Below are 20,739 nucleotides of genomic sequence, written 5' to 3'. Positions count from 1 at the left end.
GTGGTCGGTACCGGCCTGGACCAGGTCTTCCCGAAACGCCATGCCGCGCTGGCGAAACGCATAGCCGCCGAAGGGCTGATGCTGAGCGAGTACGCGCTGGGCATGCCGCCGCTCGCGCACAACTTCCCGCAGCGCAACCGCATCATCACCGGCCTGTCGCGCGGCACGCTGGTCGTCGAGGCAGCGCTGCAATCGGGTTCGCTGATCAGCGCCCGGCTCGCCAGCGAGGCGGGTCGCGAGGTGTTCGCGATTCCCGGCTCGATTCATTCGCCGCAGTCGCGCGGCTGCCATGGGCTCATCAAGCAGGGTGCCAAGCTGGTCGAGAGTGCGGCCGATGTGCTCGAGGAATTCCAGTTCCAGCAGCGTGGTGATCCGGGAGCGACGGCCGACGTGGGCGTTGACTCCGGGAGCATCCCCGACGATGCCGTCATGGCGGCACTCGGGTTCGAGCCCGTCACGCTGGACGCGCTGGTCGCACGCACCGGATGGTCGGCGCAGCAGCTCAACATCCGCCTGCTGGAGCTGGAATTGGAAGGCCGCGTGAGCCGGCTTCCGGGCCAGCTGTTTCAGAGGGTTTCAGCTGCCTGAGCCACCCCGGACCCAGGGCTTTTTGCCAGTCATGCGGGAGTGACCGTGCGGTATAGTGGGTTCATGTTCGACGTGCTTGTCTACCTGTACGAAAACTACTGGCGGCCGGACGCATGCCCGGACCACGCCCAACTGACACGCAAGCTGTCAGCGATGGGCTTCGAGTCCGACGAGATCGAAGAGGCGCTGTCCTGGCTCGACGGCCTGGCCACTGCAGCGCAGTCGTACGGCGGCGAGCAGGGTCCCGACAGTCTTCGCGTCTACACGCCCACCGAGCAGGAGCACCTGGGCGAGGCGTCCATCGGCTTCGTCAGCTTCCTCGAATCGGCCGGCGTGCTGCCGCCACCGATGCGTGAGATGGTCATCGATCGCGCGACGGCGATTTCCGGCGGACCGGTCGACCTCGAAGACCTGAAGATCATCGTGCTGATGGTGTTCTGGAGCCTGGGCGAAGAACCCGATGCGCTGATCCTGGACGAGTTGTTCGTCGACGAGGCGGATCGGTTGATCCACTGACTTCCCCGCCTTGCCAACGAAAAAAGCCACCGAACGCGGTGGCTTTTTCGTTGGGGCCGGAGGGTCAGTTCAACAACCGGCTCGGATCGACATCGAGCTTGGCCAGCGCGCTGCGCGTGGCCCGCACGGTCAGCGATTCATCCTGCGCCGGCACCAGCAGGCCGGCCTGCAGGAAGGCCGCCAGGCGGTGCTGCTGGAACAGGATGCCGCGCCCATGCGGCGACACGAACAGCGCCAGCTGGCGCCGCAGGCCCTGCCAGGCGAGCTGCACGGCCTCGTTGCGATTGCGGTAGTCGAGCATGTACCAGCCGCCGACCTGCAGCTCGCGCGCCCAGGTCAGCATCGCCGGCGTCGGCATCGAGCCACCTTCGCCGACCACCTCGAGCTCGGCGCTCTCGTGGCCCGACAGGTCCAGCACCATCGCCTCGTCGATGTCGACATCGGCCGATTCCGGCAGCATTTCCTCGAGGGTCTCGAGGCGGACCATCAGTTCCTCGAGCCGCTCCTGCGGGATCGCGGCCGTCTTCGCGGTGAACGCCGCGGCGAGCGAGTTGTTCAGCCGCTGGATGTGCTCGTCCTGGCGCTCGGGCGAGACGCCGGCGTGGTCCATGCCCTCGCGCAGCGTCTTCAGCAGCGGCGGCAGGCGGCGGATCACTTCGGCGCGTTCCTCGCGCGAGACCTTCGCGCTCGCCGACCAGATCAGGTCGGCCGCGGCGCGCTTCATCGTCTTCGTCTCGGCGCCCTGCGCGCCGCTCTTCACCGCAGTCATCGCCATCACGTCGGCCCAGACCTGGAACAGGAAGTCGCGCACGCCTTCCTGCACCGGCACCTCGTTGAGCATCTTGCGCAGCTCGATCGTGTACTGGATCGCGAGCGTCTCGCGCTGCTCGACCTGCTGGGCCAGCGAGACGCCCTTGCGGGTGGCCTCGTTCTCGTTCTGGAAATAGTTCTCGAGGAACTTCTCGAACTCGGTCAGCACGGTCTGGAACACCCGGCGTCCGGTGTCCGGGTAGGCCTCGACGACCTGCACGACGCGCTTGATCTCGCGCTCCAGCGCATCGCCGACGGCGCGGCTGGTGGAGTCGAAGCCCATCACGCAGGCGCCCATGCGGTCGATCAGCCGGCGCGCCGGGTGGTCGACGGTCGCAAAGAAATCGGGCTCGCTGACGGCCACCCGCAGCACCGGCATCTGCAGCCGGGCGAACCACACCCGCACGACGGCCGGGATGCGCTCCTCGGTCAGGATGCTCTGGAACAGCAGCGCGACGATCTCGATCGTGGCGCGCTCGACCGGCGTCGACGCGGCCTTCTTCAGCGCCTGCTTGCGCTGGTGCAGTTCCTCGAGCAGGGCCGGGGTGCTGACCTGGCCGGCCGAGGTGCGCGGGGAATCGGGCGAGCCCGCTCCGAGGCGCCGCTGGATGCCTTGCTGGGCGTCCGTGATTGCGGCCCGCAACTCGGGCGAGGCCGAATTCATCGGCGCCGTGCGGCTGAAGTCGGGGAGCTGCCGGCCGATCAGCCGGTTCAGGCGCCCGAGCACCGCCTCGGCGTGGTCGGCCCCGCGGGCGAAGCCGCCGGCCCGGGTCATCATGCGGGTTTCCTCACCGACGCCGGTGCGGCCGAAGCCGGTGCCTGCCGGCGATGCGACGGTCGCCGGCCCGCCGGAGGCGCCGCCACCGCCAGCACCCTGGCCATTGCGCGTGCGCCGGATGAACGGCCGCAGGTCGACGTCGGGCAACACGCCCTTCTGCACCAGCCAGCGGTTGGTCTCGTGGTACGCCTCTTCGGCGAAATGCGCGAATTCCTCGTGGATCACGCCCTGCAGCGTGCGCCACAGGTCATGGTTGAGCGAGGCCCCGCGCCAGGCGGCGGTGACGATGCGGGCCAGCACATGGGGGCGCAGCACGTCGTTGGTGTCGAGCTCGTCGCGGCGTTCCATCGACGACATGCGCGAGCGCAGGTCGGTGAACTCCCACGACGACTTGTCCATCATCGCCAACGCCAGCCGCGAACTGAGGATCTCGACCTCGATGGTGTCGTCGTCGACCAGCGTCATGCTGGCAGCGCGCCCGGGTGGTGGCAGGTCACCGGGGCGCGAAGCCGACACCATGCCGTTGCCGAGCGAGGCGCGCAGTGCCGTCGTCATGCCGCTGACCCACAACGGCGCGGCGCGCCGCAGGTCGGCCGCCGCATCGCGGCGCTTGTACTGGATCCCGTGCTCGGCCGTCTGGGCGGCCAGCAAGCGGGCGCCTTCCTCGACCGCCTGGACGATGCCGGGCACGCCGTAGAGGAGCCGCTCGACGTAGGAGCGGCGCGCCTGGGCGGCCAGGGCCAACGAATCGGCGGCGGTCGCCATGAAGGTGTCGGATAGCGATCGAGTGGGGAAGTCCTTACTCTACACCACCGCTCCGGCGTTCGGATCGTCCGGATCGGTCTCTTTGGCCGTCGCTTTCATCAGGTCTTCACGCTTCACGCCCAGCCACATCGCGATGGCGGCGGCCACGAAAACCGACGAGTAGATGCCGAACAGGATGCCGATCGTCAGCGCCACGGCGAAATAGTGCAGCGTCTGGCCGCCGAAGATCAGCATCGACAGCACCATCATCTGGGTGCTGCCGTGCGTGATGATGGTGCGGCTCATCGTGCTGGTGATCGCGTGGTCGATGACTTCGGGTGTCGTCATCTTGCGGTACTTGCGGAAGGCCTCGCGGATCCGGTCGAAGATCACGACCGATTCGTTGACCGAGTAGCCCAGCACCGCGAGCACGGCGGCCAGCACCGACAGGCTGAACTCCCACTGGAAGAACGCGAAGAAGCCCAGGATGATGATCACGTCGTGCAGGTTGGCGACGATCGCGGCGACCGAGAACTTCCACTCGAAGCGGAAGGCGAGGTACAGCATGATGCCGGCGATCACGAAGACCAGCGCCTTGGCGCCGTCCTCGGCCAGTTCGCGGCCGACCTGCGGGCCGACGAACTCGTTGCGGCGCAGCGATACCGGCTCCGCGTCGCCGACCTTGCAGACCGGGCGCGACACGGCCTCGCCCTTGTCGCTGACGGACTGCAGCGTCGACACGATGCCGTTCTCGGCTTTGCACAGTGCACCGAACACCCGCTCGACGACCACGTCCTGCTTGATGTCCGGCCGCACCGGCAGGCGGATCAGCACGTCGCGCGCGCTGCCGAAGTTCTGCACCTGGGCCTCGCCCAGTTGCAGGCCTTCGACGATGCCGCGCACCCGGTTGATGTCGGCCGACTGCGAATAGGCGGTCTCGATCAGCGTGCCGCCGGTGAACTCGACCGACAGGTGCAGCCCGCGGGTCGCGAGGAAGAACACCGCCGCCAGGAAGGTCAGCAGCGACACGACGTTGAACACCAGCGCATGCCGCATGAACGGGATGTCGCGCTTGATCCGGAAGAATTCCATGGAATTGCCTGCTAGTTCGGGTGTTGCGTGGGGTCAGCCTTGCGGCTGGTCGCCCGGCGTGGCCGGTGCGCCCTGCGGGCGCCAGACCTGGCCGATCGACACGCTCTTGAGCTTCTTCTTGCTGCCGTACCAGAGGTTCACGAGGCCGCGCGAGAACATCACCGCCGAGAACATCGACGTGAGGATGCCCAGGCAGTGCACCACGGCGAAGCCCTTGATCGGGCCGGAGCCGAAGGCCAGCAGCGCGASGCCGGCGATCAGCGTGGTGACGTTGGAGTCGAGGATGGTCGCGAACGCGCGCTCGTAGCCGGCGTGGATCGCCGCCTGCGCCGACGCGCCGTTGCGCAGTTCCTCGCGCACCCGCTCGTTGATCAGCACGTTGGCGTCGATCGCCATGCCCAGCGTCAGCGCGATGGCGGCCACGCCCGGCAGCGTCAGCGTCGCCTGCAGCATCGACAGCACCGCCACCAGCAGCAGCAGGTTGAACGCGAGCGCCAGCGTCGAGAACACGCCGAACAGCAGGTAGTAGCAGCACATGAACAGCGCGATCAGGGCGAAGCCGCCCATCACGCTGTGGAAGCCCTTGGCGATGTTGTCGGCGCCGAGCGTCGGCCCGATCGTGCTCTCCTCGATGATGTCCATCGGCGCGGCCAGCGAGCCAGCGCGCAGCAGCAGCGCGGTGTCGGTGGCCTCGGACGGCGTCATCGAGCCGGAGATCTGGAAGCGGTTGCCGAGTTCGCCCTGGATCACCGGCGCGGTCACGACCTCGCCCTTGCCCTTCTCGAACAGGATGATCGCCATGCGCTTGCCGATGTTGTCGCGCGAGGTGTCGCGCATGATGCGCGCGCCCTTCGCGTCGACGGTCAGGTCGACCTTCGGCTGCTGGGTCTGGCTGTCGAAGCCGGGTTGCGCATCGGTCAGGCTGTCGCCGGTCAGCACGACGTTGCGCTTGACGATGATCGAGCGGCCGCCGCGTTCGGTGAAGCGCTCGGTGCCGAACGGCACCGGCCCGTTGCCGGCTGCCGCCGAATTGGCTTCGGCGCTGTCGTCGACCATGCGCAGCTCGAGTGTCGCGGTGCGGCCGAGCGTCTGCTTGGCGCGCGCGGTGTCCTGCACGCCCGGCAGCTCGACGACCACGCGGTCGACGCCCTGCTGCTGGATCACCGGTTCGGCGACGCCCAGTTCATTGACGCGGTTGTGCAGCGTCGTGATGTTCTGCTTGATCGCGGCGTCCTGGACCAGGCGCGCGGCCGCCGGCTTCAGAGCGCCGGACATGCGGATCTCGGTGCCGTCGGGCGTCTCGGTCCATTGCAGGTCGGGCAGCTGTTCGGTCAGCAGTGAGCGCGCCGCGTTCACCGTCTCGCGGTCGCGGAAGCGCACCTCGACGGTGTCGCCGTTGCGCGAGATGCCGGCGTGGCGCAGGTTCTTGTCGCGCAGCAGCGTGCGGATGTCGCCGGTCAGCGCCTCGGCCTTCTTGGTCAGCGCCGACTTCATGTCGACCTGCATCAGGAAGTGCACGCCGCCGCGCAGGTCCAGGCCCAGGTACATCGGCAGCGCGCGGATCGCGGTCAGCCAGTGCGGCGAGCGCGACAGCAGGTTCAGCGCGACGACGTAGCTCGGGTCGTTCGGGTCCGGGTTGAGTGCATTGGCGATCGCTACCTTGGCCTTGCCCTGGGTGTCGACGTCGCCGAAGCGGGCGCGCACCGAGTTGCCGTCGAACTCGACGAAGTCCGACGGGATGCCGGCCGCGGACAGCGCCTGCGTCACGCGCTGCGTCATCGACGCATCGAGCTTCAGCGTCGGCTTGCCGCTGCTGATCTGCACGGCCGGCGCTTCGCCGAACACATTGGGCAGCGTGTACAGCAGGCCGACCACCAGCGCGATCCCGAGGATCGCGTACTTCCACCACGGATAGCGATTCATGGCACCCTGCTTACTTGACCGTGCCCTTGGGCAGCACTTGCACGACGGAGCTGCGCTGCACCTGCACCTCGACGCCTTCGGCGATCTCGACGTGGATGAAGGTCTCGCCGAGCTTGGCGACCTTGCCGAGCAGGCCGCCGGCGATCACGACCTCGTCGCCCTTGGCGACGGCCTCGATCATCGCCTTGTGCTCTTTCTGCCGCTTCATCTGCGGGCGGATCATCACGAAGTACATCACCACGAACAGCAGCACGAACGGCAGCATGCCGGTGATGCCACCGCCGAACGGCGACTGGGCGCCTGCTGCGGGAGCGGCCTGGGCAAAAGCTTCGGAAATGAACACGTGAGAATCCTCAGTGGACGCCCCTGCGTGCCAGACGGCCCCGGGGCAGAAATGAAAAGTCCGCGATTGTAGGTTGTGGCGCGCAGGCAAAGTCCTGGCGCTGCGCCCGGTTTCTTTTGCGGGACCGGGTTGACACGGGTTTCAGAAGTCCCCCATAATCCGCAGCTTCGCCGAAACGCCCGTTTGGCTGTGCACCAAGGAACTCAGTGATGAGGTCAGTGGAGCCCCAGTGAAACGAGCCTCGGCTCCGCCCAAACCACGGGCCCAAGACTGACTGCGCTTGCGCAGTACAAGTTGGGGACTGAACATGATTCAAATGCAATCGCGGCTTGATGTCGCGGACAACACTGGCGCGAAATCCGTCATGTGCATCAAGGTGCTCGGCGGCTCGAAGCGTCGTTACGCCGGCATCGGTGACGTGATCAAGGTCAGCATCAAGGAAGCTGCGCCGCGTGGTCGCGTGAAGAAGGGCGAGGTCTACAGTGCCGTCGTCGTTCGCACCGCCAAGGGCGTTCGCCGCCAGGACGGCTCGCTGGTCAAGTTCGACGGCAATGCCGCCGTCCTGCTGAACGCCAAGCTCGAGCCGATCGGCACCCGCATCTTCGGCCCGGTCACGCGTGAACTGCGTACCGAGCGCTTCATGAAGATCGTTTCGCTCGCACCTGAAGTGCTCTGAGCTGAGACAAGTCAAAGGACGAGCCATGAACAAGATTCGTACAGGCGACGAGGTCATCGTGTTGACCGGTCGCGACAAGGGCAAGCGCGGTAAGGTCGTCGCACGTGTCGATGCTGACCACCTGAGCGTCGACGGCGTGAACGTCGTCAAGAAGCACGTCAAGCCGAACCCGATGAAGGGCACCACCGGCGGCATCGTCGACAAGGTCATGCCGATCCATCAGTCGAACATCGCCATCTTCAATGCGGTGACCGGCAAGGGTGATCGCGTGGGCATCAAGTTGCTGGCTGACGGCAAGAAGGTCCGCGTGTTCAAGTCCAGCGGCGAAGAAATCAAGGCATAAGAGGTTAGCCATGGCTCGTTTGCAACAGTTTTACCGCGAGAAGGTCGTTCCCGACCTCGTGACGAAGTTCGGCTACGTCTCGACGATGCAGGTTCCCCGCATCACGAAGATCACGCTCAACATGGGCGTGAGCGAGGCGGTCTCGGACAAGAAGGTCATGGAACACGCTGTCAGCGACCTGACCAAGATTGCCGGCCAGAAGCCCGTGGTCACGAAGTCGAAGAAGGCGATTGCCGGCTTCAAGATCCGTGACGGCGTGCCCATCGGCTGCATGGTCACGCTGCGTGGCGTCCAGATGTATGAATTCCTGGACCGCTTCGTGACGATCGCGCTGCCGCGCGTTCGTGACTTCCGCGGCATCTCGGGTCGTTCGTTCGATGGCCGTGGCAACTACAACATCGGCGTCAAGGAACAGATCATCTTCCCCGAGATCGAGTACGACAAGGTCGATGCGCTGCGTGGTCTGAACATCAGCATCACGACGACTGCCAAGAGCGACGATGAAGCCAAGGCGCTCCTCGCTTCGTTCAAATTCCCGTTCAAGAACTGAGGTGGCCCGTGGCTAAGACATCCCTCATCCAGCGCGAAGAGAAGCGCGAGCGACTGGTTGCCAAGTTCGCGAAGAAGTACACCGAGCTGAAGGCTACGGCGAACGACGCGAAGAAGTCCGACGAAGAGCGCTACGCCGCGCGCCTGGAGCTGCAGAAGCTGCCGCGCAATGCGTACCCGACGCGTCAACGCAACCGTTGCGAGCTGACCGGTCGCCCGCGTGGCACCTTCCGCAAGTTCGGCCTGGGCCGCAACAAGATCCGCGAACTCGCGTTCAAGGGCGACATCCCCGGTGTCGTCAAGGCCAGCTGGTAATCGGCAGGACGATCAGGAGATATTCGAATGAGCATGAGTGATCCTATCGCCGATCTGCTGACGCGCATCCGCAACGCACAGATGGTCCAGAAGACCTCCGTGACGATGCCGGCGTCGAAGCTGAAAGTGGCGATCACGCAAGTCCTGAAGGACGAGGGCTACATCGAGAGTTTTGCGCTGGTGGGCGAAAAGTCCAAGCCGCAGCTCGAGATCACGCTGAAGTACTACGCCGGCCGCCCGGTGATCGAGCACATCGAGCGCGTCAGCCGCCCGGGTCTGCGGATCTACAAGGGCCGCCACGACATCCCGAGCGTGATGAACGGTCTCGGTGTCGCCATCGTGACCACGCCGAAGGGCGTGATGACGGACCGCAAGGCTCGCCAGGCCGGTATCGGCGGCGAAGTGCTTTGCTACGTCGCCTAAGCAACGGAGAAGCGAAATGTCCCGCGTAGGAAAAATGCCGATCGCTCTCCCGCAAGGCGTGGATGTGTCGATCACCGCTGAGAAGATCAGCGTCAAGGGCTCGCTCGGCACGCTGGTGCGTCCGGTGAACGGCCTGGTGGCCGTGACGAACGAAGGCGGCAAGCTGCAGTTCGCACCGGCCAATGACAGCGTCGAAGCCGACGCGATGTCGGGCACGATGCGCGCGCTGGTGGCCAACATGGTCAACGGCGTGAGCAAGGGTTTCGAGAAGAAGCTGACGCTGGTCGGCGTGGGCTTCCGGGCCCAGGCTGCCGGCACCAAGCTGAACCTGCAGATCGGGTTCTCGCACCCGGTGTCGAAGGACATGCCGACCGGCATCAAGGTCGAGTGCCCGACGCAGACCGAAATCATCATCAAGGGTTCCGATCGCCAAGCCGTTGGCCAGATCGCCGCTGAAGTCCGCGCGATCCGGCCGCCCGAGCCCTACAAGGGCAAGGGCATCCGGTATGCCGACGAGAAGGTCACCCTCAAAGAGACCAAGAAGAAGTAAGGAGCGACGACATGTTGAACAAAAAAGATCAGCGCATTCGCCGCTCCCGCCAGACCCGTGCACGCATCGCGGTCCAACGCGTGGCGCGCCTGACGGTCTTCCGCACCAACCTGCACATCTACGCCAGCGTCATCTCCGACGACGGCCAGAAGGTGCTGGCCAGCGCCTCGACCGCCGAAGCCGACGTCCGCAAGGAACTGGGCGCCTCGGGCAAGGGTGGCAACGTGGCTGCTGCCACCGTCATCGGCAAGCGCATCGCCGAGAAGGCGAAGGCTGCGGGCGTCGAGAAGGTGGCGTTCGACCGCGCCGGTTTTGCATACCACGGCCGCATCAAGGCGCTGGCAGACGCGGCTCGCGAAGCCGGCCTGCAGTTCTGATGCCCTCGGGCATCTGAGAATCGGCGAAGACAAGGAATTCGACAATGGCAAAGTTTCAACCCCGCGCGCAGGCTGAAGGCAACGACGACGGCCTGAAGGAAAAGATGATCGCGGTCAACCGCGTCACCAAGGTCGTCAAGGGTGGTCGCACGCTGAGCTTCGCGGCTCTGACCGTGGTCGGTGACGGCGATGGCCGCATCGGCATGGGCAAGGGCAAGGCGAAGGAAGTTCCGGTCGCCGTGCAGAAGGCGATGGAATCCGCCCGTCGCAACATGGTCAAGGTCTCGCTGAAGAACGGCTCGATCCACCACAAGGTGATCGGCGAGCACGGTGCTTCGCGCGTCCTGATGGCACCGGCCAAGCCGGGTGACGGCATCATCGCCGGCGGCCCGATGCGCGCGGTGTTCGAAGTGATGGGCGTGACCGACATCGTCTGCAAGAGCCTCGGTTCGACCAACCCGTACAACCTCGTTCGCGCCACGCTGAATGCCCTGAAGCATGTCAGCACGCCGGCTGAGATCGCCGCCAAGCGTGGCCTGTCCGTCGAGCAGATCCTCGGCTGAACGGCGCGCGGAGAAACATCATGGCTGACAAGAAAACCGTCAAGATCAAGCTGGTCCGCAGCATCGCCGGCACGCGCGAATCGCATCGCGCGACCGTGCGCGGCCTGGGCCTGCGCAAGCTGAACAGCGAATCGACGCTGGAAGACACGCCGGCAGTGCGCGGCATGATCACCAAGGTCCAGTACCTGGTCAAAGTGCTCTGACCCGAGGAACGAACATGGAACTGAACAACATCAAGCCCGCCGCGGGCGCCAAGCATGCCAAGCGCCGTGTCGGCCGTGGCATCGGCTCCGGCCTGGGCAAGACGGCCGGCCGCGGCCACAAGGGCCAGAAATCGCGTTCGGGCGGCTACCACAAGGTCGGCTTCGAAGGCGGCCAGATGCCGCTGCAACGTCGCCTGCCGAAGCGTGGCTTCAAGTCGGCGCTGCTGAAGTACAACGCCGAGATCACGCTGTCCGACCTCGAGGTGCTGGCCACCGATGAAGTCGACATGCTGACGCTGAAGCAAGCGGGCCTCGTCGGCCAGCTGGCCAAGGTGGTCAAGGTCATCAAGACCGGCGAGCTGACCAAGAAGGTCGTGCTCAAGGGCATCGGCGCGACCGCCGCTGCCAAGGCTGCGATCGAAGCCGCTGGCGGCTCGGTCGCGTAACTCGGGACGCGCTTCAGTGGCAACCAACGCGAATCAGCTGGCCAAGAGTGGCAAGTTCGGCGACCTCCGTCGCCGGCTCGTCTTCCTGGTGTTGGCGCTCGTCGTGTACCGCATCGGAGCGCACATCCCGGTGCCGGGCATCGATCCGAACCAACTGCAGCAGCTCTTCAAGGGCCAGCAGGGCGGGATCCTGAGCCTGTTCAACATGTTCTCGGGCGGCGCCCTGTCGCGCTTCACCGTCTTCGCGCTGGGCATCATGCCCTACATCTCGGCGTCGATCATCATGCAACTGATGACCTACGTGGTGCCGAGCCTGGAAGCGCTGAAGAAGGAAGGCGAGTCGGGTCGTCGCAAGATCACGCAGTACACGCGCTACGGCACGCTGGGCCTCGCGATCTTCCAGTCGCTGAGCATTGCGCTGGCGCTCGAGGGCCAGGCGGGCCTGGTCGTTTCGCCCGGCGTCGGCTTCCGTCTGACGGCGGTCGTGAGCCTGGTGGCCGGCACGATGTTCCTGATGTGGCTCGGTGAGCAGATCACCGAACGCGGCCTGGGCAACGGCATCTCGATCCTGATCTTCGGTGGCATCGCGGCCGGCCTGCCGAACGCGATCGGCGGCTTGCTCGAGCTGCGCAACACCGGCGCGATGAGCGTCCTGGTGCTGCTGTTCATCCTGCTCGTGATCGGGGCGGTGACGTATGCGGTGGTGTTCGTCGAGCGGGGCCAGCGCAAGATCCTCGTGAACTATGCGAAGCGCCAGGTCGGCAACAAGGTCTACGGCGGCCAGTCGTCGCACCTCCCGCTCAAGCTGAACATGTCGGGCGTGATCCCGCCGATCTTCGCGTCGTCGATCATCCTGCTGCCGGCCACCGTGGTGAGCTGGTTCGCGACGGGCGAAAGCCTGCGCTGGCTGAAGGACCTGGCCGGCCTGCTGTCTCCGGGCCAGCCGATCTACGTGATGCTGTATGCCGCGGCGATCGTGTTCTTCTGCTTCTTCTACACGGCACTGGTGTTCAACAGCCGTGAGACGGCAGACAACCTGAAGAAGAGCGGCGCGTTCATTCCGGGCATTCGTCCGGGCGACCAGACGGCCAAGCACATCGACCGCATCCTGTCCCGCCTGACGCTGGCCGGTGCGATCTACATCACGCTGGTCTGCCTGCTGCCCGAATTCCTGGTGCTGAAGTACAACGTTCCGTTCTACTTCGGCGGGACCTCGCTGCTGATCATCGTGGTTGTCACGATGGACTTCTGGGCGCAGGTGCAGTCTTATGTGATGAGTCAGCAGTACGAGTCGCTGCTCAAGAAGGCGAATTTCAAGGCCAGCTGATGCTGGTGATCGACGAAGACAGACACGAAACAGACAGGCATGGCGAAAGACGACGTCATTCAGATGCAAGGCGAGATTCTGGAGAATCTGCCGAATGCCACGTTTCGTGTGAAGTTGGAAAACGGGCACATCGTGCTGGGCCACATCTCCGGAAAAATGCGGATGCACTACATCCGCATCCTGCCCGGCGACAAGGTGACAGTCGAGTTGACGCCCTACGATTTGACGCGGGCCCGCATCGTGTTCCGGGCCAAGTGATTGTTCGGAACACGACGAGTTTGAATCAGGAAGCGCTCTGAAAGGGCCTAGGAGAAGAGTATGAAAGTTGCAGCATCGGTCAAGAAGATGTGCCGGAATTGCAAGGTCATCCGTCGCAAGGGCGTTGTGCGCGTGATCTGCACGGATCCGCGCCACAAGCAGCGCCAAGGCTGAACCTGGCCTTCGGACGAAAAGCGAATAGAGGAAGCTCATGGCACGTATTGCTGGTATCAACATTCCGCCCCAGAAACACGCTGAGATCGGCCTGACGGCGATTTACGGCATCGGTCGCAGCACCGCGCAGAAGATCTGCGCCGCCTGCAACGTCCCGCTCGATCGCAAGATCAAGGACCTGACCGACACCGACCTGGAGAAGATCCGGGAAGAAATCGGCCGCATGACGATCGAGGGCGATCTGCGCCGCGAGATGTCCATCAACATCAAGCGGTTGATGGACCTCGGCTGCTACCGTGGCTTCCGTCATCGCCGTGGCCTGCCGGTTCGCGGCCAGCGCACGAAGACGAATGCGCGCACTCGCAAGGGCCCGCGCAAGTCCGGCGCCCTGGTCAAGAAGTGATTTGAGAGAAGGTCGATATGGCTAAAGCACCGAATACCGCTGCCCAGCGTGTGCGCAAGAAGGTCCGCAAGAATGTTGCGGACGGCATCGCCCACGTTCACGCATCGTTCAACAACACGATCATCACGATCACCGATCGTCAGGGCGGCGCGCTGTCCTGGGCGTCGAGCGGTGGCCAAGGCTTCAAGGGTTCGCGCAAATCGACGCCCTTCGCAGCCCAGGTGGCGGCTGAAGTCGCAGGTCGTGCTGCCCAGGAACAGGGCATCAAGAACCTCGACGTGCGGATCAAGGGCCCCGGCCCGGGTCGTGAATCGTCGGTGCGCGCCCTGGCTTCGCTGGGCATCCGCATCAACTCGATTTCCGACGTGACGCCGGTGCCGCACAACGGCTGCCGTCCGCAGAAGCGTCGTCGCATCTGATCGCTGAAGTTTTTCTCGTCGCCGGCGGGTGCCTTGCACCGCGCCGGCGCATTCGTTAGGCCGCCAGGCCTCAAGCCCACCGTCCGAGCGCCCAGAACAACACTCGCCGGACTCGCATGAGCTTCAGAGGAAGCCCATGTCAGATTGACCAAAGGAAGCAACGTGGCACGTTATCTTGGCCCCAAGGGCAAACTCGCCCGCCGTGAAGGCACCGACCTGTTCCTGAAGAGCGCCCGTCGCGCCATCGGTGACAAGGTCAAGTTCGACAGCAAGCCCGGCCAGCATGGCCGCACCTCCGGCTCGCGCACCTCCGACTTCGGCCTGCAACTGCGCGAGAAGCAGAAGGTCAAGCGCATGTACGGCGTGCTGGAGCGCCAGTTCCGCCGCTATTTCGCCGAGGCCGAGCGCCGCAAGGGCAACACCGGTGCCAACCTGCTGCTGCTGCTGGAATCGCGCCTGGACAACGTCGTCTACCGCATGGGCTTCGGCTCGACCCGTGCCGAAGCGCGCCAGCTGGTGTCGCACAAGGCGATCACGGTGAACGGCGCCACGGTCAACATCGCGTCGTACCTGGTCAAGGCCGGTGACACGGTGGCCGTGCGTGACAAGTCGAAGAAGCAACTGCGCATCACCGACTCGGTCAAGCTGGCCGAATCGCAAGGCATGCCGAACTGGGTGCAGGTCGATGCGAGCAAGCTGGAAGGCGTGTTCAAGAAGGCGCCGGACCGCGACGAATTCGGCGCGGACATCAAGGAAGCGCTGATCGTTGAACTGTATTCGCGTTGATGCCCGTGCCGGCCACGCCGACGTCGCCCCCGTGGGCGGCGCGGGGTGGCCCGTCCGCGTTTCGCGAGTCTCTCGATTTCCCTGGTGCGGCCGTGGCACCCGCCGTGGCCGTTGGTCCCTCAGCCTTATCGGTGTAACGAACCGAGGGTATTGAAAGAAAGACCTCATGCAAACAAATCTGCTCAAACCCAAAGCCATCAATGTGGAGCCGCTGGGCGGCAACCGCGCCAAGGTCACGCTCGAACCGTTCGAGCGCGGCTACGGCCACACGCTGGGCAACGCGCTGCGTCGCGTGCTGCTGTCGTCGATGGTGGGGTATGCGCCGACCGAAGTGACGATCGCCGGCGTGCTCCACGAGTACTCGACCGTCGACGGCGTGCAGGAAGACGTGGTTCACATCATGCTGAACCTGAAGGGCGTCGTGTTCCGCCTGCACAACCGCGACGAAGTGACGCTGGTGCTGCGCAAGGAAGGTGAAGGCCCCGTCACCGCCGGCGACATCCAGACGCCGCACGATGTGGAAATCATCAACCCGGATCACGTCATCGCCCACCTGTCGCAAGGCGGCAAGCTGGACATGCAGATCAAGGTCGAGAAGGGCCGCGGCTACGTGCCCGGCACGCTGCGCCGCTACGGCGACGAGCCGACCAAGTCGATCGGCCGCATCGTGCTGGACGCTTCGTTCTCGCCGGTCGCCCGCGTCAGCTACACGGTCGAGAGCGCCCGCGTCGAGCAGCGCACCGACCTGGACAAGCTGGTGATGGAGATCGTCACGAACGGTGCGATCACGCCGGAAGAGGCGATCCGCGCGTCGGCGAAGATCCTGGTGGAACAACTGGCCGTGTTCGCGCAGCTGGAAGGCAGCGAGATCGCCGCGTTCGACCAGCCGGCCCAGCGCAGCACGCAGTTCGACCCGATCCTGCTGCGTCCGGTCGACGAGCTCGAGCTGACGGTGCGTTCGGCCAACTGCCTGAAGGCCGAAAACATCTACTACATCGGCGACCTGATCCAGCGCACCGAGACCGAGCTGCTGAAGACCCCGAACCTGGGTCGCAAGTCGCTGAACGAAATCAAGGAAGTGCTCGCCTCGCGTGGTCTCACGCTGGGCGCACGCCTCGAGAACTGGCCCCCGCAGGGCCTCGACAAGCGCTAACGCGTTTGATCGTGCACCCCCAGTACCTGATACGGCTGGGGTCTTATAAGTCAGTCAACAAAGGAACAGCACCATGCGTCACCGCAACGGACTTCGCAAACTCAACCGCACGTCGGAGCACCGCGCTGCGATGCTGCGCAACATGTGCAACTCGCTGCTGCAGCACGAAGCGATCAAGACCACGGTCCCGAAGGCCAAGGAACTGCGCCGCGTCGTCGAGCCGCTGATCACGCTGGCCAAGGAGCCGACGCTGGCGAACCGCCGCCTCGCCTTCGACCGCACGCGCGACCGCGACATCGTCACGAAGCTCTTCAACGAACTGGGCCCGCGCTACAAGGCGCGCCCGGGCGGCTACACCCGCATCCTGAAGATGGGCTTCCGCATCGGCGACAACGCGCCGATGGCCTTCGTCGAGCTGGTCGACCGCCCTGAAGTGGCCGACGAAGCGGCGACCGACAACGCCTGAGCGGCAGCGCCTGAACAAGGCGCGCTGAATCGAAAAGGGCCGGTGATTGCGATCACCGGCCCTTTTTCCATGGGCGATGCTTTTCTCGCGGCGATGGCACACTGCGCGGCATGGCCGAGCCGATCTTCCGCATCTCCCACCTGCACAAGAAATTCGGCACCAACACCGTCGTCGACGACCTCTCGCTGGAGATCCAGGCGGGCGAATGCCTCGGCGTGATCGGCCCGAACGGCGCCGGCAAGACCACCACGATCCGCATGTGCCTGGGCCTGGTCGGGCCGGACGCCGGCGAGGTGCAGGCCTTCGGGCTGCCGATTCCGCAGCAGGTGCGCGAGGCCAAGAAGCGGATCGGCGTCGTCACGCAGTTCGACAGCCTCGATCCCGATTTCACCTGCGCAGAGAACCTGCGCGTCTACGGCCGCTACTTCGGCCTGCCGAAAGCGACGATCGAGGCGCGCATCCCGAAGCTGCTGGAGTTCGCCTCGCTGCAATCGAAGGCCGATGCGAAGCCCGGCGAACTGTCCGGCGGCATGAAGCGGCGCCTGAGCCTCGGCCGTGCGCTGATCAACGACCCCGACCTGCTGCTGCTCRACGAGCCCACCACCGGCCTCGATCCGCAGGCGAGGCACCTGATGTGGGAGCGGCTGCAGAACCTGCTGCAGCAGGGCAAGTCGATCCTGCTGACGACCCACTTCATGGACGAGGCCGAGCGCCTGTGCGATCGCCTGCTGGTGCTGGACCACGGCCGCAAGATCGCCGAAGGCACGCCGCGCGGCCTGATCAACGAGCACCTCGAGACCGATGTCGTCGAGGTGTTCGGCGATGGCGCGCTCGCGATGGCGGCGCAGCATGCGGGCCTGGCCGAGCGTGTCGAGACCAGCGGCGAGACGGTGTTCTTCTACCTGCGCCAGCCGCAACCGCTGCTGCAGGCGCTGGCGCAGCACCACGACATCCGCACACTGCACCGGCCGGCGAACCTGGAGGACCTGTTCCTCAAGCTCACGGGCCGGCAGATCCGTGACGACGCCTGACAGGACCGAGCGATGCTGATCTCCCTCTACGCCGCCCCGCGCATCACCGCGCGTTTCTGGCCGGTGGTGCTGCGCAACCTGCTGGTGTGGCGCAAGCTGGCGGTGCCGAGCGTGCTGGGCAACATCGCCGAGCCGCTGATCACGCTGGTGGCGTTCGGCTACGGGCTCGGCTCGATGATCGGCCAGGTGCAGGGGCTGCCGTACATCGAGTACCTGGCGTCGGGGAGCATCGCCGTCAGCGGTGCGCTGGCCGCGACCTTCGAGGCGCTGTACTCGGCCTATTCGCGCATGCAGGTGCAGCGCACCTGGGACAGCATCATGAACGCGCCGATCGCGCTCGACGACATCGTGTTCGCCGAGATGCTGTGGGCGGCGATGAAATCGGTGTTCACGGTGGCGGCGATCATGGCGGTGATCTTCGTGCTCGGGATCAGCCGGGCGCCGACGATGCTGCTCGCGCTGCCGGTGCTGTGCTTCGTCGGCGTGACATTCGCCTCGATCGCACTGGTGTTCAACGCGCTGGCGCAGAGCTACGATTTCTTCACCTACTACTTCACGCTGGTGATGACGCCGATGACCTTCCTGTCGGGCGTGTACTTCCCGATCGAGCAGATGCCCGGCTGGCTGCAGGTGATCGCGCAGGTGCTGCCGCTGACCGCCGCGGTCGACCTGGTGCGGCCGTTGATCCTCGGGCAGTGGCCGCAGCAGGTGGGGCTGCCGGTGCTGGTGCTGGCCGCCTATGCAGGGGGCGGCTACTACCTGGCATTGGTGCTCACCCGGCGCCGTTTCTTCAAGTAGCGGCACGGAACCTGTCGCGTGCCTTCGACTCCCCCTCCCATGCGTGCATTGAATCCCGTGACCCCCTGGCCGCGCCTGGCGGCTGCATTGATGATGTGGGCGGCGGCGCTGTGCGCGCTGCCCGGCGCGGCGCGGGCCGCCGACGATTTCCTCGACCCCGCGGTGGCCTTCCGCTTCGATGCGAAGCCGCTGGACGCGAAGAGCGTCGAGGTCAGCTTCGCGATCGCGCCGGGCTACTACCTCTACCGGGAGCAGTTCAGGTTCGCGGCCGGCGGGGCGACGCTCGGCGAGCCGGTCATCCCGCCGGGCAAGGTGAAGTTCGACGAGACCTTCCAGAAGAATGTCGAGACCTACCGCGACGTGATCCGCATCGTCGTGCCGGTGCAGCAGGCGGCACCGCGCTTCACGCTGACGGTGACGAGCCAGGGGTGTGCCGACAAGGGCCTGTGCTATCCGCCGCGCGAGACGCAGGCGGAGATCGGCCTGAGCGGCTTCGGCGGCGACGGGACGGCGCGGCTGGTGGTGGCGGGCGGCAGCGGTGCCACGTCGTCGAGCGCGGCGCCCACCGGCTCGGCCACAGCGGCCCTGGCGCAGACGGAGGCAGCGTCGCCGTCATCGGCAGCGCCGACCTCCACCGACAACGCCGGCATCGACGCCGCCTTGCGCGGCGGCCGTTTCTGGACCGTGGTCGGCGTGTTCTTCCTGGCCGGCGTGCTGCTGTCGCTGACGCCCTGCGTGCTGCCGATGCTGCCGATCCTGTCGTCGATCATCGTCGGGCAGGGGCACAACGTCACCCGCTCGCGCGGGCTGGCGCTGGCCGCGAGCTATTCGCTCGGCATGGCACTGGTCTACACCGCGTTCGGCGTGGCGGCGGGGCTGGCCGGCGTCGGGCTCGCAGCGGCGTTGCAGAACCCGTGGGTGCTGGGGGTGTTCGCGCTGGGGCTGGTGGCGCTCGCGGTCTCGATGTTCGGCGTGTACGAGTTGCAGCTGCCGGCGGCGCTGACCGGCCGCCTGACCGAGGCCTCGCAGCAACTGCCGGCCGGGCGCATGGCCAGCGTGTTCGCGATGGGCGGCGTGTCGGCGCTGATCGTGAGCCCGTGCGTGGCCGCGCCGCTGGCCGGTGCGCTGGTGTACCTGAGCCAGACGCGCGACGTGCTGCTCGGTGGCACGGCGTTGTTCTCGCTGGCGGCCGGCATGAGCATCCCGCTGCTGCTGGTCGGGGCCTCGGCCGGCACGCTGCTGCCGCGCGCCGGCGCCTGGATGGATGGCGTCAAGCGCCTGTTCGGCCTGATGCTGCTCGCGGTGGCGCTGTACACGGTGCAGCCGGTGCTGTCGGCCACGGTGGCGCTGGCGCTGTGGGGCGCATTGCTGATCGGTGCGGCGGTGGTCGCGCTGGCCGGCGGTGCGCACGCGCCCGCGACGGCGCCGGGCACGCTGCTGCGCAAGTCGGGTGCGGCGGTGCTGGCCTTGCTGGGCACACTGCAACTGGTGGGCGCGGCCTCGGGCGGCACCGATCCGCTGCAACCGCTCGGGCACTTGCGGGGCGGCGGTGCCGTTGCGGCAGCGCACGGGCCGACGTTCGCGACGGTGCGCAGCGTTGCCGAGCTCGATGCCGCACTGCGCAGCGCAGGCCGGCCGGTGATGCTCGACTTCTATGCCGACTGGTGCGTGTCGTGCAAGGAAATGGAGCGCTTCACGTTCACCGATCCGGCCGTGCAGGCGAAGCTCGCGAACGCGCTGCTGCTGAAGGCTGATGTGACGAAGAACAACGACGACGATCGCGCGCTGCTGAAGCGCTTCAACCTGTTCGGCCCGCCGGGCACGATCTTCTTCGCTGCCGACGGTCGTGAAATGCAGGGCACCCGCGTGATCGGTTTCCAGAAGGCCGAAGAGTTCCTCGTGACATTGCAGCGAGCCGGCCTGTAAAGCTCGCACGCCATCAGTTCCTGTGCTATAGTCACAGGCTCAGTCGCGGGGTGGAGCAGTCTGGTAGCTCGTTGGGCTCATAACCCAAAGGTCGTTGGTTCAAATCCAGCCCCCGCAACCAAATCCAGAACAAGAAGGCCCTCCATGCGAGGGCCTTTTTGCATTTCAAATCTGACGCGGAATCTGGCGCAGACTTTGCGACATGCAGGTCCTGCAGTCCTGCAGATTCATCAGGGTCAACCATGAACATCAAACCAACAATCTTGTTTCTGTGCACGGCGGCTGTGCTGTCGTGCAACGTGATCGCCCAAGCTGCCGATGCAGGCGTGGTCACGTTGACGCCGGAAGAAATGAAATGGGACACGGGCGGCCTCGCCGTGCGCGGCATCTCCCAGGCGATCCTGATCGGCGACCCGGCCAAGCCGGGACCTTACACGGTCCGACTGAAAGTGCCCGCCGGCTACAAGCTCGCCCCGCACACGCACCCCGATTTCCGGCAGATCACCGTGCTGTCCGGCACCTGGTACACGGGCTACGGCGAGAAGTGGGACGCCAAGGCCCTCAAAGCCCTGCCCGCGGGCAGCTTCTACACCGAGCCGGCCAACGTTCCCCACTTCGTCGAAGTGCGGGACGAGACCATCGTTCAAGTGACCGGCATGGGCCCCGGCGGACGGCACTTCGTGAACCCCGCCGACGAACAGAAGTAAGGCCTCCAGAGGCAGCGACGGGGTTTTCGACCCCTCGCTAAAATGGCCGTCC

At 65.7% G+C, this 20,739-nt stretch carries 28 protein-coding genes and 1 tRNA gene; 25 read left to right on the top strand and 4 right to left on the bottom strand.

What is annotated here, in order from left to right:
- Both AC1D01_RS02090 and AC1D01_RS02085 read left to right on the top strand, forming a co-directional pair.
- Positions 1-588, top strand: a 588-nt coding sequence (locus AC1D01_RS02090; RefSeq protein WP_477864444.1) for a DNA-processing protein DprA, incomplete at its 5' end; no start/stop codon positions are given.
- A 63-nt stretch (positions 589-651) separates the two neighbouring features.
- Positions 652-1,104: a Smg family protein gene (locus tag AC1D01_RS02085; protein ID WP_477864443.1), complete on the top strand. Its 453-nt coding sequence runs from the start codon at positions 652-654 to the stop codon at positions 1,102-1,104.
- Positions 1,105-1,168: 64 nt separating this feature from the next.
- On the opposite strand, the gene AC1D01_RS02080 is transcribed toward AC1D01_RS02085, so the two are convergent.
- Genes AC1D01_RS02080 through yajC form a run of 4 tightly spaced genes read right to left on the bottom strand, consistent with a single transcriptional unit; the run spans position 1,169 to position 6,794 of the window.
- Positions 1,169-3,457, bottom strand: a complete 2,289-nt coding sequence (locus tag AC1D01_RS02080; RefSeq protein ID WP_477864442.1) for a DUF1631 family protein — start codon at positions 3,455-3,457, stop codon at positions 1,169-1,171.
- Positions 3,458-3,496: 39 nt separating this feature from the next.
- Positions 3,497-4,528: a protein translocase subunit SecF gene (gene secF / locus AC1D01_RS02075; protein ID WP_477864441.1), complete on the bottom strand. Its 1,032-nt coding sequence runs from the start codon at positions 4,526-4,528 to the stop codon at positions 3,497-3,499.
- A 33-nt stretch (positions 4,529-4,561) separates the two neighbouring features.
- Positions 4,562-6,451, bottom strand: a complete 1,890-nt coding sequence (secD, locus tag AC1D01_RS02070; protein ID WP_477864440.1) for a protein translocase subunit SecD — start codon at positions 6,449-6,451, stop codon at positions 4,562-4,564.
- Positions 6,452-6,461: 10 nt separating this feature from the next.
- Positions 6,462-6,794: a preprotein translocase subunit YajC gene (gene yajC / locus AC1D01_RS02065; protein WP_477864439.1), complete on the bottom strand. Its 333-nt coding sequence runs from the start codon at positions 6,792-6,794 to the stop codon at positions 6,462-6,464.
- Positions 6,795-7,101: 307 nt separating this feature from the next.
- Here yajC and rplN point away from each other — a divergent pair, with 307 nt between their 5' ends.
- The 23 genes from rplN to AC1D01_RS01950 all read left to right on the top strand — a co-directional run bounded on the left by rplN (position 7,102) and on the right by AC1D01_RS01950 (position 20,687).
- Complete coding sequence (gene rplN / locus AC1D01_RS02060) at positions 7,102-7,470, top strand: 50S ribosomal protein L14 (RefSeq protein ID WP_011831006.1); 369 nt, start codon at positions 7,102-7,104, stop codon at positions 7,468-7,470.
- Between the two features lie 25 nt (positions 7,471-7,495).
- A complete protein-coding gene (gene rplX, locus AC1D01_RS02055; protein ID WP_477864438.1) occupies positions 7,496-7,813 on the top strand; it encodes a 50S ribosomal protein L24 in 318 nt (105 codons plus the stop codon).
- Between the two features lie 10 nt (positions 7,814-7,823).
- Positions 7,824-8,363 (top strand): 50S ribosomal protein L5, encoded by a 540-nt coding sequence (gene rplE / locus AC1D01_RS02050; RefSeq protein ID WP_047507690.1) that lies wholly within the window; start codon positions 7,824-7,826, stop codon positions 8,361-8,363.
- A gap of 8 nt (positions 8,364-8,371) precedes the next feature.
- On the top strand, positions 8,372-8,677 hold the full coding sequence (gene rpsN, locus AC1D01_RS02045) for a 30S ribosomal protein S14 (protein ID WP_477864437.1): 306 nt from the start codon (positions 8,372-8,374) through the stop codon (positions 8,675-8,677).
- Between the two features lie 27 nt (positions 8,678-8,704).
- A complete protein-coding gene (rpsH, locus tag AC1D01_RS02040; protein WP_047507686.1) occupies positions 8,705-9,100 on the top strand; it encodes a 30S ribosomal protein S8 in 396 nt (131 codons plus the stop codon).
- Between the two features lie 16 nt (positions 9,101-9,116).
- A complete protein-coding gene (gene rplF / locus AC1D01_RS02035; protein WP_477864436.1) occupies positions 9,117-9,650 on the top strand; it encodes a 50S ribosomal protein L6 in 534 nt (177 codons plus the stop codon).
- An 11-nt stretch (positions 9,651-9,661) separates the two neighbouring features.
- A complete protein-coding gene (rplR, locus tag AC1D01_RS02030) occupies positions 9,662-10,027 on the top strand; it encodes a 50S ribosomal protein L18 (RefSeq protein WP_477864435.1) in 366 nt (121 codons plus the stop codon).
- 44 nt (positions 10,028-10,071) lie between these two features.
- On the top strand, positions 10,072-10,590 hold the full coding sequence (rpsE, locus tag AC1D01_RS02025; protein ID WP_477864434.1) for a 30S ribosomal protein S5: 519 nt from the start codon (positions 10,072-10,074) through the stop codon (positions 10,588-10,590).
- Between the two features lie 20 nt (positions 10,591-10,610).
- Positions 10,611-10,793, top strand: a complete 183-nt coding sequence (gene rpmD / locus AC1D01_RS02020) for a 50S ribosomal protein L30 (protein ID WP_047507678.1) — start codon at positions 10,611-10,613, stop codon at positions 10,791-10,793.
- A 14-nt stretch (positions 10,794-10,807) separates the two neighbouring features.
- Complete coding sequence (gene rplO / locus AC1D01_RS02015) at positions 10,808-11,239, top strand: 50S ribosomal protein L15 (RefSeq protein ID WP_477864433.1); 432 nt, start codon at positions 10,808-10,810, stop codon at positions 11,237-11,239.
- Positions 11,240-11,255: 16 nt separating this feature from the next.
- Positions 11,256-12,566 (top strand): preprotein translocase subunit SecY, encoded by a 1,311-nt coding sequence (secY, locus tag AC1D01_RS02010; protein WP_477864432.1) that lies wholly within the window; start codon positions 11,256-11,258, stop codon positions 12,564-12,566.
- Between the two features lie 39 nt (positions 12,567-12,605).
- Entirely contained in the window at positions 12,606-12,824 is a 219-nt protein-coding gene (infA, locus tag AC1D01_RS02005) for a translation initiation factor IF-1 (RefSeq protein ID WP_047489367.1), read from the top strand.
- A 60-nt stretch (positions 12,825-12,884) separates the two neighbouring features.
- Positions 12,885-12,998 carry a 50S ribosomal protein L36 gene (gene rpmJ, locus AC1D01_RS02000; protein ID WP_011830995.1) on the top strand — a complete coding sequence of 38 codons (114 nt, stop codon included), beginning with the start codon at positions 12,885-12,887 and terminating at the stop codon, positions 12,996-12,998.
- Between the two features lie 37 nt (positions 12,999-13,035).
- Positions 13,036-13,401: a 30S ribosomal protein S13 gene (gene rpsM / locus AC1D01_RS01995; protein ID WP_477864431.1), complete on the top strand. Its 366-nt coding sequence runs from the start codon at positions 13,036-13,038 to the stop codon at positions 13,399-13,401.
- A 17-nt stretch (positions 13,402-13,418) separates the two neighbouring features.
- A complete protein-coding gene (gene rpsK / locus AC1D01_RS01990) occupies positions 13,419-13,820 on the top strand; it encodes a 30S ribosomal protein S11 (RefSeq protein WP_025495798.1) in 402 nt (133 codons plus the stop codon).
- A gap of 162 nt (positions 13,821-13,982) precedes the next feature.
- Positions 13,983-14,606 carry a 30S ribosomal protein S4 gene (rpsD, locus tag AC1D01_RS01985; RefSeq protein ID WP_047507670.1) on the top strand — a complete coding sequence of 208 codons (624 nt, stop codon included), beginning with the start codon at positions 13,983-13,985 and terminating at the stop codon, positions 14,604-14,606.
- Between the two features lie 166 nt (positions 14,607-14,772).
- Positions 14,773-15,759: a DNA-directed RNA polymerase subunit alpha gene (locus tag AC1D01_RS01980; protein ID WP_047507668.1), complete on the top strand. Its 987-nt coding sequence runs from the start codon at positions 14,773-14,775 to the stop codon at positions 15,757-15,759.
- Between the two features lie 73 nt (positions 15,760-15,832).
- The gene (gene rplQ, locus AC1D01_RS01975; protein WP_477864430.1) at positions 15,833-16,225 is read left to right on the top strand and encodes a 50S ribosomal protein L17; all 393 of its coding nucleotides are present in this window, start codon (positions 15,833-15,835) and stop codon (positions 16,223-16,225) included.
- A 110-nt stretch (positions 16,226-16,335) separates the two neighbouring features.
- On the top strand, positions 16,336-17,256 hold the full coding sequence (locus AC1D01_RS01970; protein WP_477864429.1) for an ATP-binding cassette domain-containing protein: 921 nt from the start codon (positions 16,336-16,338) through the stop codon (positions 17,254-17,256).
- Positions 17,257-17,268: 12 nt separating this feature from the next.
- Positions 17,269-18,054, top strand: coding sequence for an ABC transporter permease (locus AC1D01_RS01965; protein WP_477864428.1), 786 nt, complete (start codon positions 17,269-17,271; stop codon positions 18,052-18,054).
- Positions 18,055-18,111: 57 nt separating this feature from the next.
- Positions 18,112-19,980, top strand: a complete 1,869-nt coding sequence (dsbD, locus tag AC1D01_RS01960; RefSeq protein ID WP_477864427.1) for a protein-disulfide reductase DsbD — start codon at positions 18,112-18,114, stop codon at positions 19,978-19,980.
- Positions 19,981-20,024: 44 nt separating this feature from the next.
- A tRNA-Met gene (locus AC1D01_RS01955) sits at positions 20,025-20,101 on the top strand.
- A 121-nt stretch (positions 20,102-20,222) separates the two neighbouring features.
- Positions 20,223-20,687: a cupin domain-containing protein gene (locus AC1D01_RS01950; protein WP_477864426.1), complete on the top strand. Its 465-nt coding sequence runs from the start codon at positions 20,223-20,225 to the stop codon at positions 20,685-20,687.
- The last annotated feature ends 52 nt before the right edge of the window (positions 20,688-20,739 follow it).

The organism is Rhizobacter sp. P3_B12, from assembly GCF_056402895.1.
The sequence above is the reverse complement of the archived record's forward strand: the minus strand, read 5'-3'. Positions and strand labels throughout refer to the sequence as shown.

What these genes read in the sequence shown, in the direction of transcription:
- rplF (WP_477864436.1), top strand. Translation starts at nt 9,117, where the DNA reads ATGTCCCGCGTAGGAAAAATGCCGATCGCTCTCCCGCAAGGCGTGGAT.
- rplN (WP_011831006.1), top strand. Translation starts at nt 7,102, where the DNA reads ATGATTCAAATGCAATCGCGGCTTGATGTCGCGGACAACACTGGCGCG.
- rplX (WP_477864438.1), top strand. Translation starts at nt 7,496, where the DNA reads ATGAACAAGATTCGTACAGGCGACGAGGTCATCGTGTTGACCGGTCGC.
- rpsK (WP_025495798.1), top strand. Translation starts at nt 13,419, where the DNA reads ATGGCTAAAGCACCGAATACCGCTGCCCAGCGTGTGCGCAAGAAGGTC.
- rpsH (WP_047507686.1), top strand. Translation starts at nt 8,705, where the DNA reads ATGAGCATGAGTGATCCTATCGCCGATCTGCTGACGCGCATCCGCAAC.
- AC1D01_RS02080 (WP_477864442.1), bottom strand. Translation starts at nt 3,457, where the DNA reads ATGGCGACCGCCGCCGATTCGTTGGCCCTGGCCGCCCAGGCGCGCCGC.
- AC1D01_RS02085 (WP_477864443.1), top strand. Translation starts at nt 652, where the DNA reads ATGTTCGACGTGCTTGTCTACCTGTACGAAAACTACTGGCGGCCGGAC.
- rplQ (WP_477864430.1), top strand. Translation starts at nt 15,833, where the DNA reads ATGCGTCACCGCAACGGACTTCGCAAACTCAACCGCACGTCGGAGCAC.
- secF (WP_477864441.1), bottom strand. Translation starts at nt 4,528, where the DNA reads ATGGAATTCTTCCGGATCAAGCGCGACATCCCGTTCATGCGGCATGCG.
- rpsE (WP_477864434.1), top strand. Translation starts at nt 10,072, where the DNA reads ATGGCAAAGTTTCAACCCCGCGCGCAGGCTGAAGGCAACGACGACGGC.
- rpmJ (WP_011830995.1), top strand. Translation starts at nt 12,885, where the DNA reads ATGAAAGTTGCAGCATCGGTCAAGAAGATGTGCCGGAATTGCAAGGTC.
- rplR (WP_477864435.1), top strand. Translation starts at nt 9,662, where the DNA reads ATGTTGAACAAAAAAGATCAGCGCATTCGCCGCTCCCGCCAGACCCGT.
- rplO (WP_477864433.1), top strand. Translation starts at nt 10,808, where the DNA reads ATGGAACTGAACAACATCAAGCCCGCCGCGGGCGCCAAGCATGCCAAG.
- AC1D01_RS01950 (WP_477864426.1), top strand. Translation starts at nt 20,223, where the DNA reads ATGAACATCAAACCAACAATCTTGTTTCTGTGCACGGCGGCTGTGCTG.
- AC1D01_RS01965 (WP_477864428.1), top strand. Translation starts at nt 17,269, where the DNA reads ATGCTGATCTCCCTCTACGCCGCCCCGCGCATCACCGCGCGTTTCTGG.
- rplE (WP_047507690.1), top strand. Translation starts at nt 7,824, where the DNA reads ATGGCTCGTTTGCAACAGTTTTACCGCGAGAAGGTCGTTCCCGACCTC.
- rpmD (WP_047507678.1), top strand. Translation starts at nt 10,611, where the DNA reads ATGGCTGACAAGAAAACCGTCAAGATCAAGCTGGTCCGCAGCATCGCC.
- infA (WP_047489367.1), top strand. Translation starts at nt 12,606, where the DNA reads ATGGCGAAAGACGACGTCATTCAGATGCAAGGCGAGATTCTGGAGAAT.
- AC1D01_RS01980 (WP_047507668.1), top strand. Translation starts at nt 14,773, where the DNA reads ATGCAAACAAATCTGCTCAAACCCAAAGCCATCAATGTGGAGCCGCTG.
- rpsM (WP_477864431.1), top strand. Translation starts at nt 13,036, where the DNA reads ATGGCACGTATTGCTGGTATCAACATTCCGCCCCAGAAACACGCTGAG.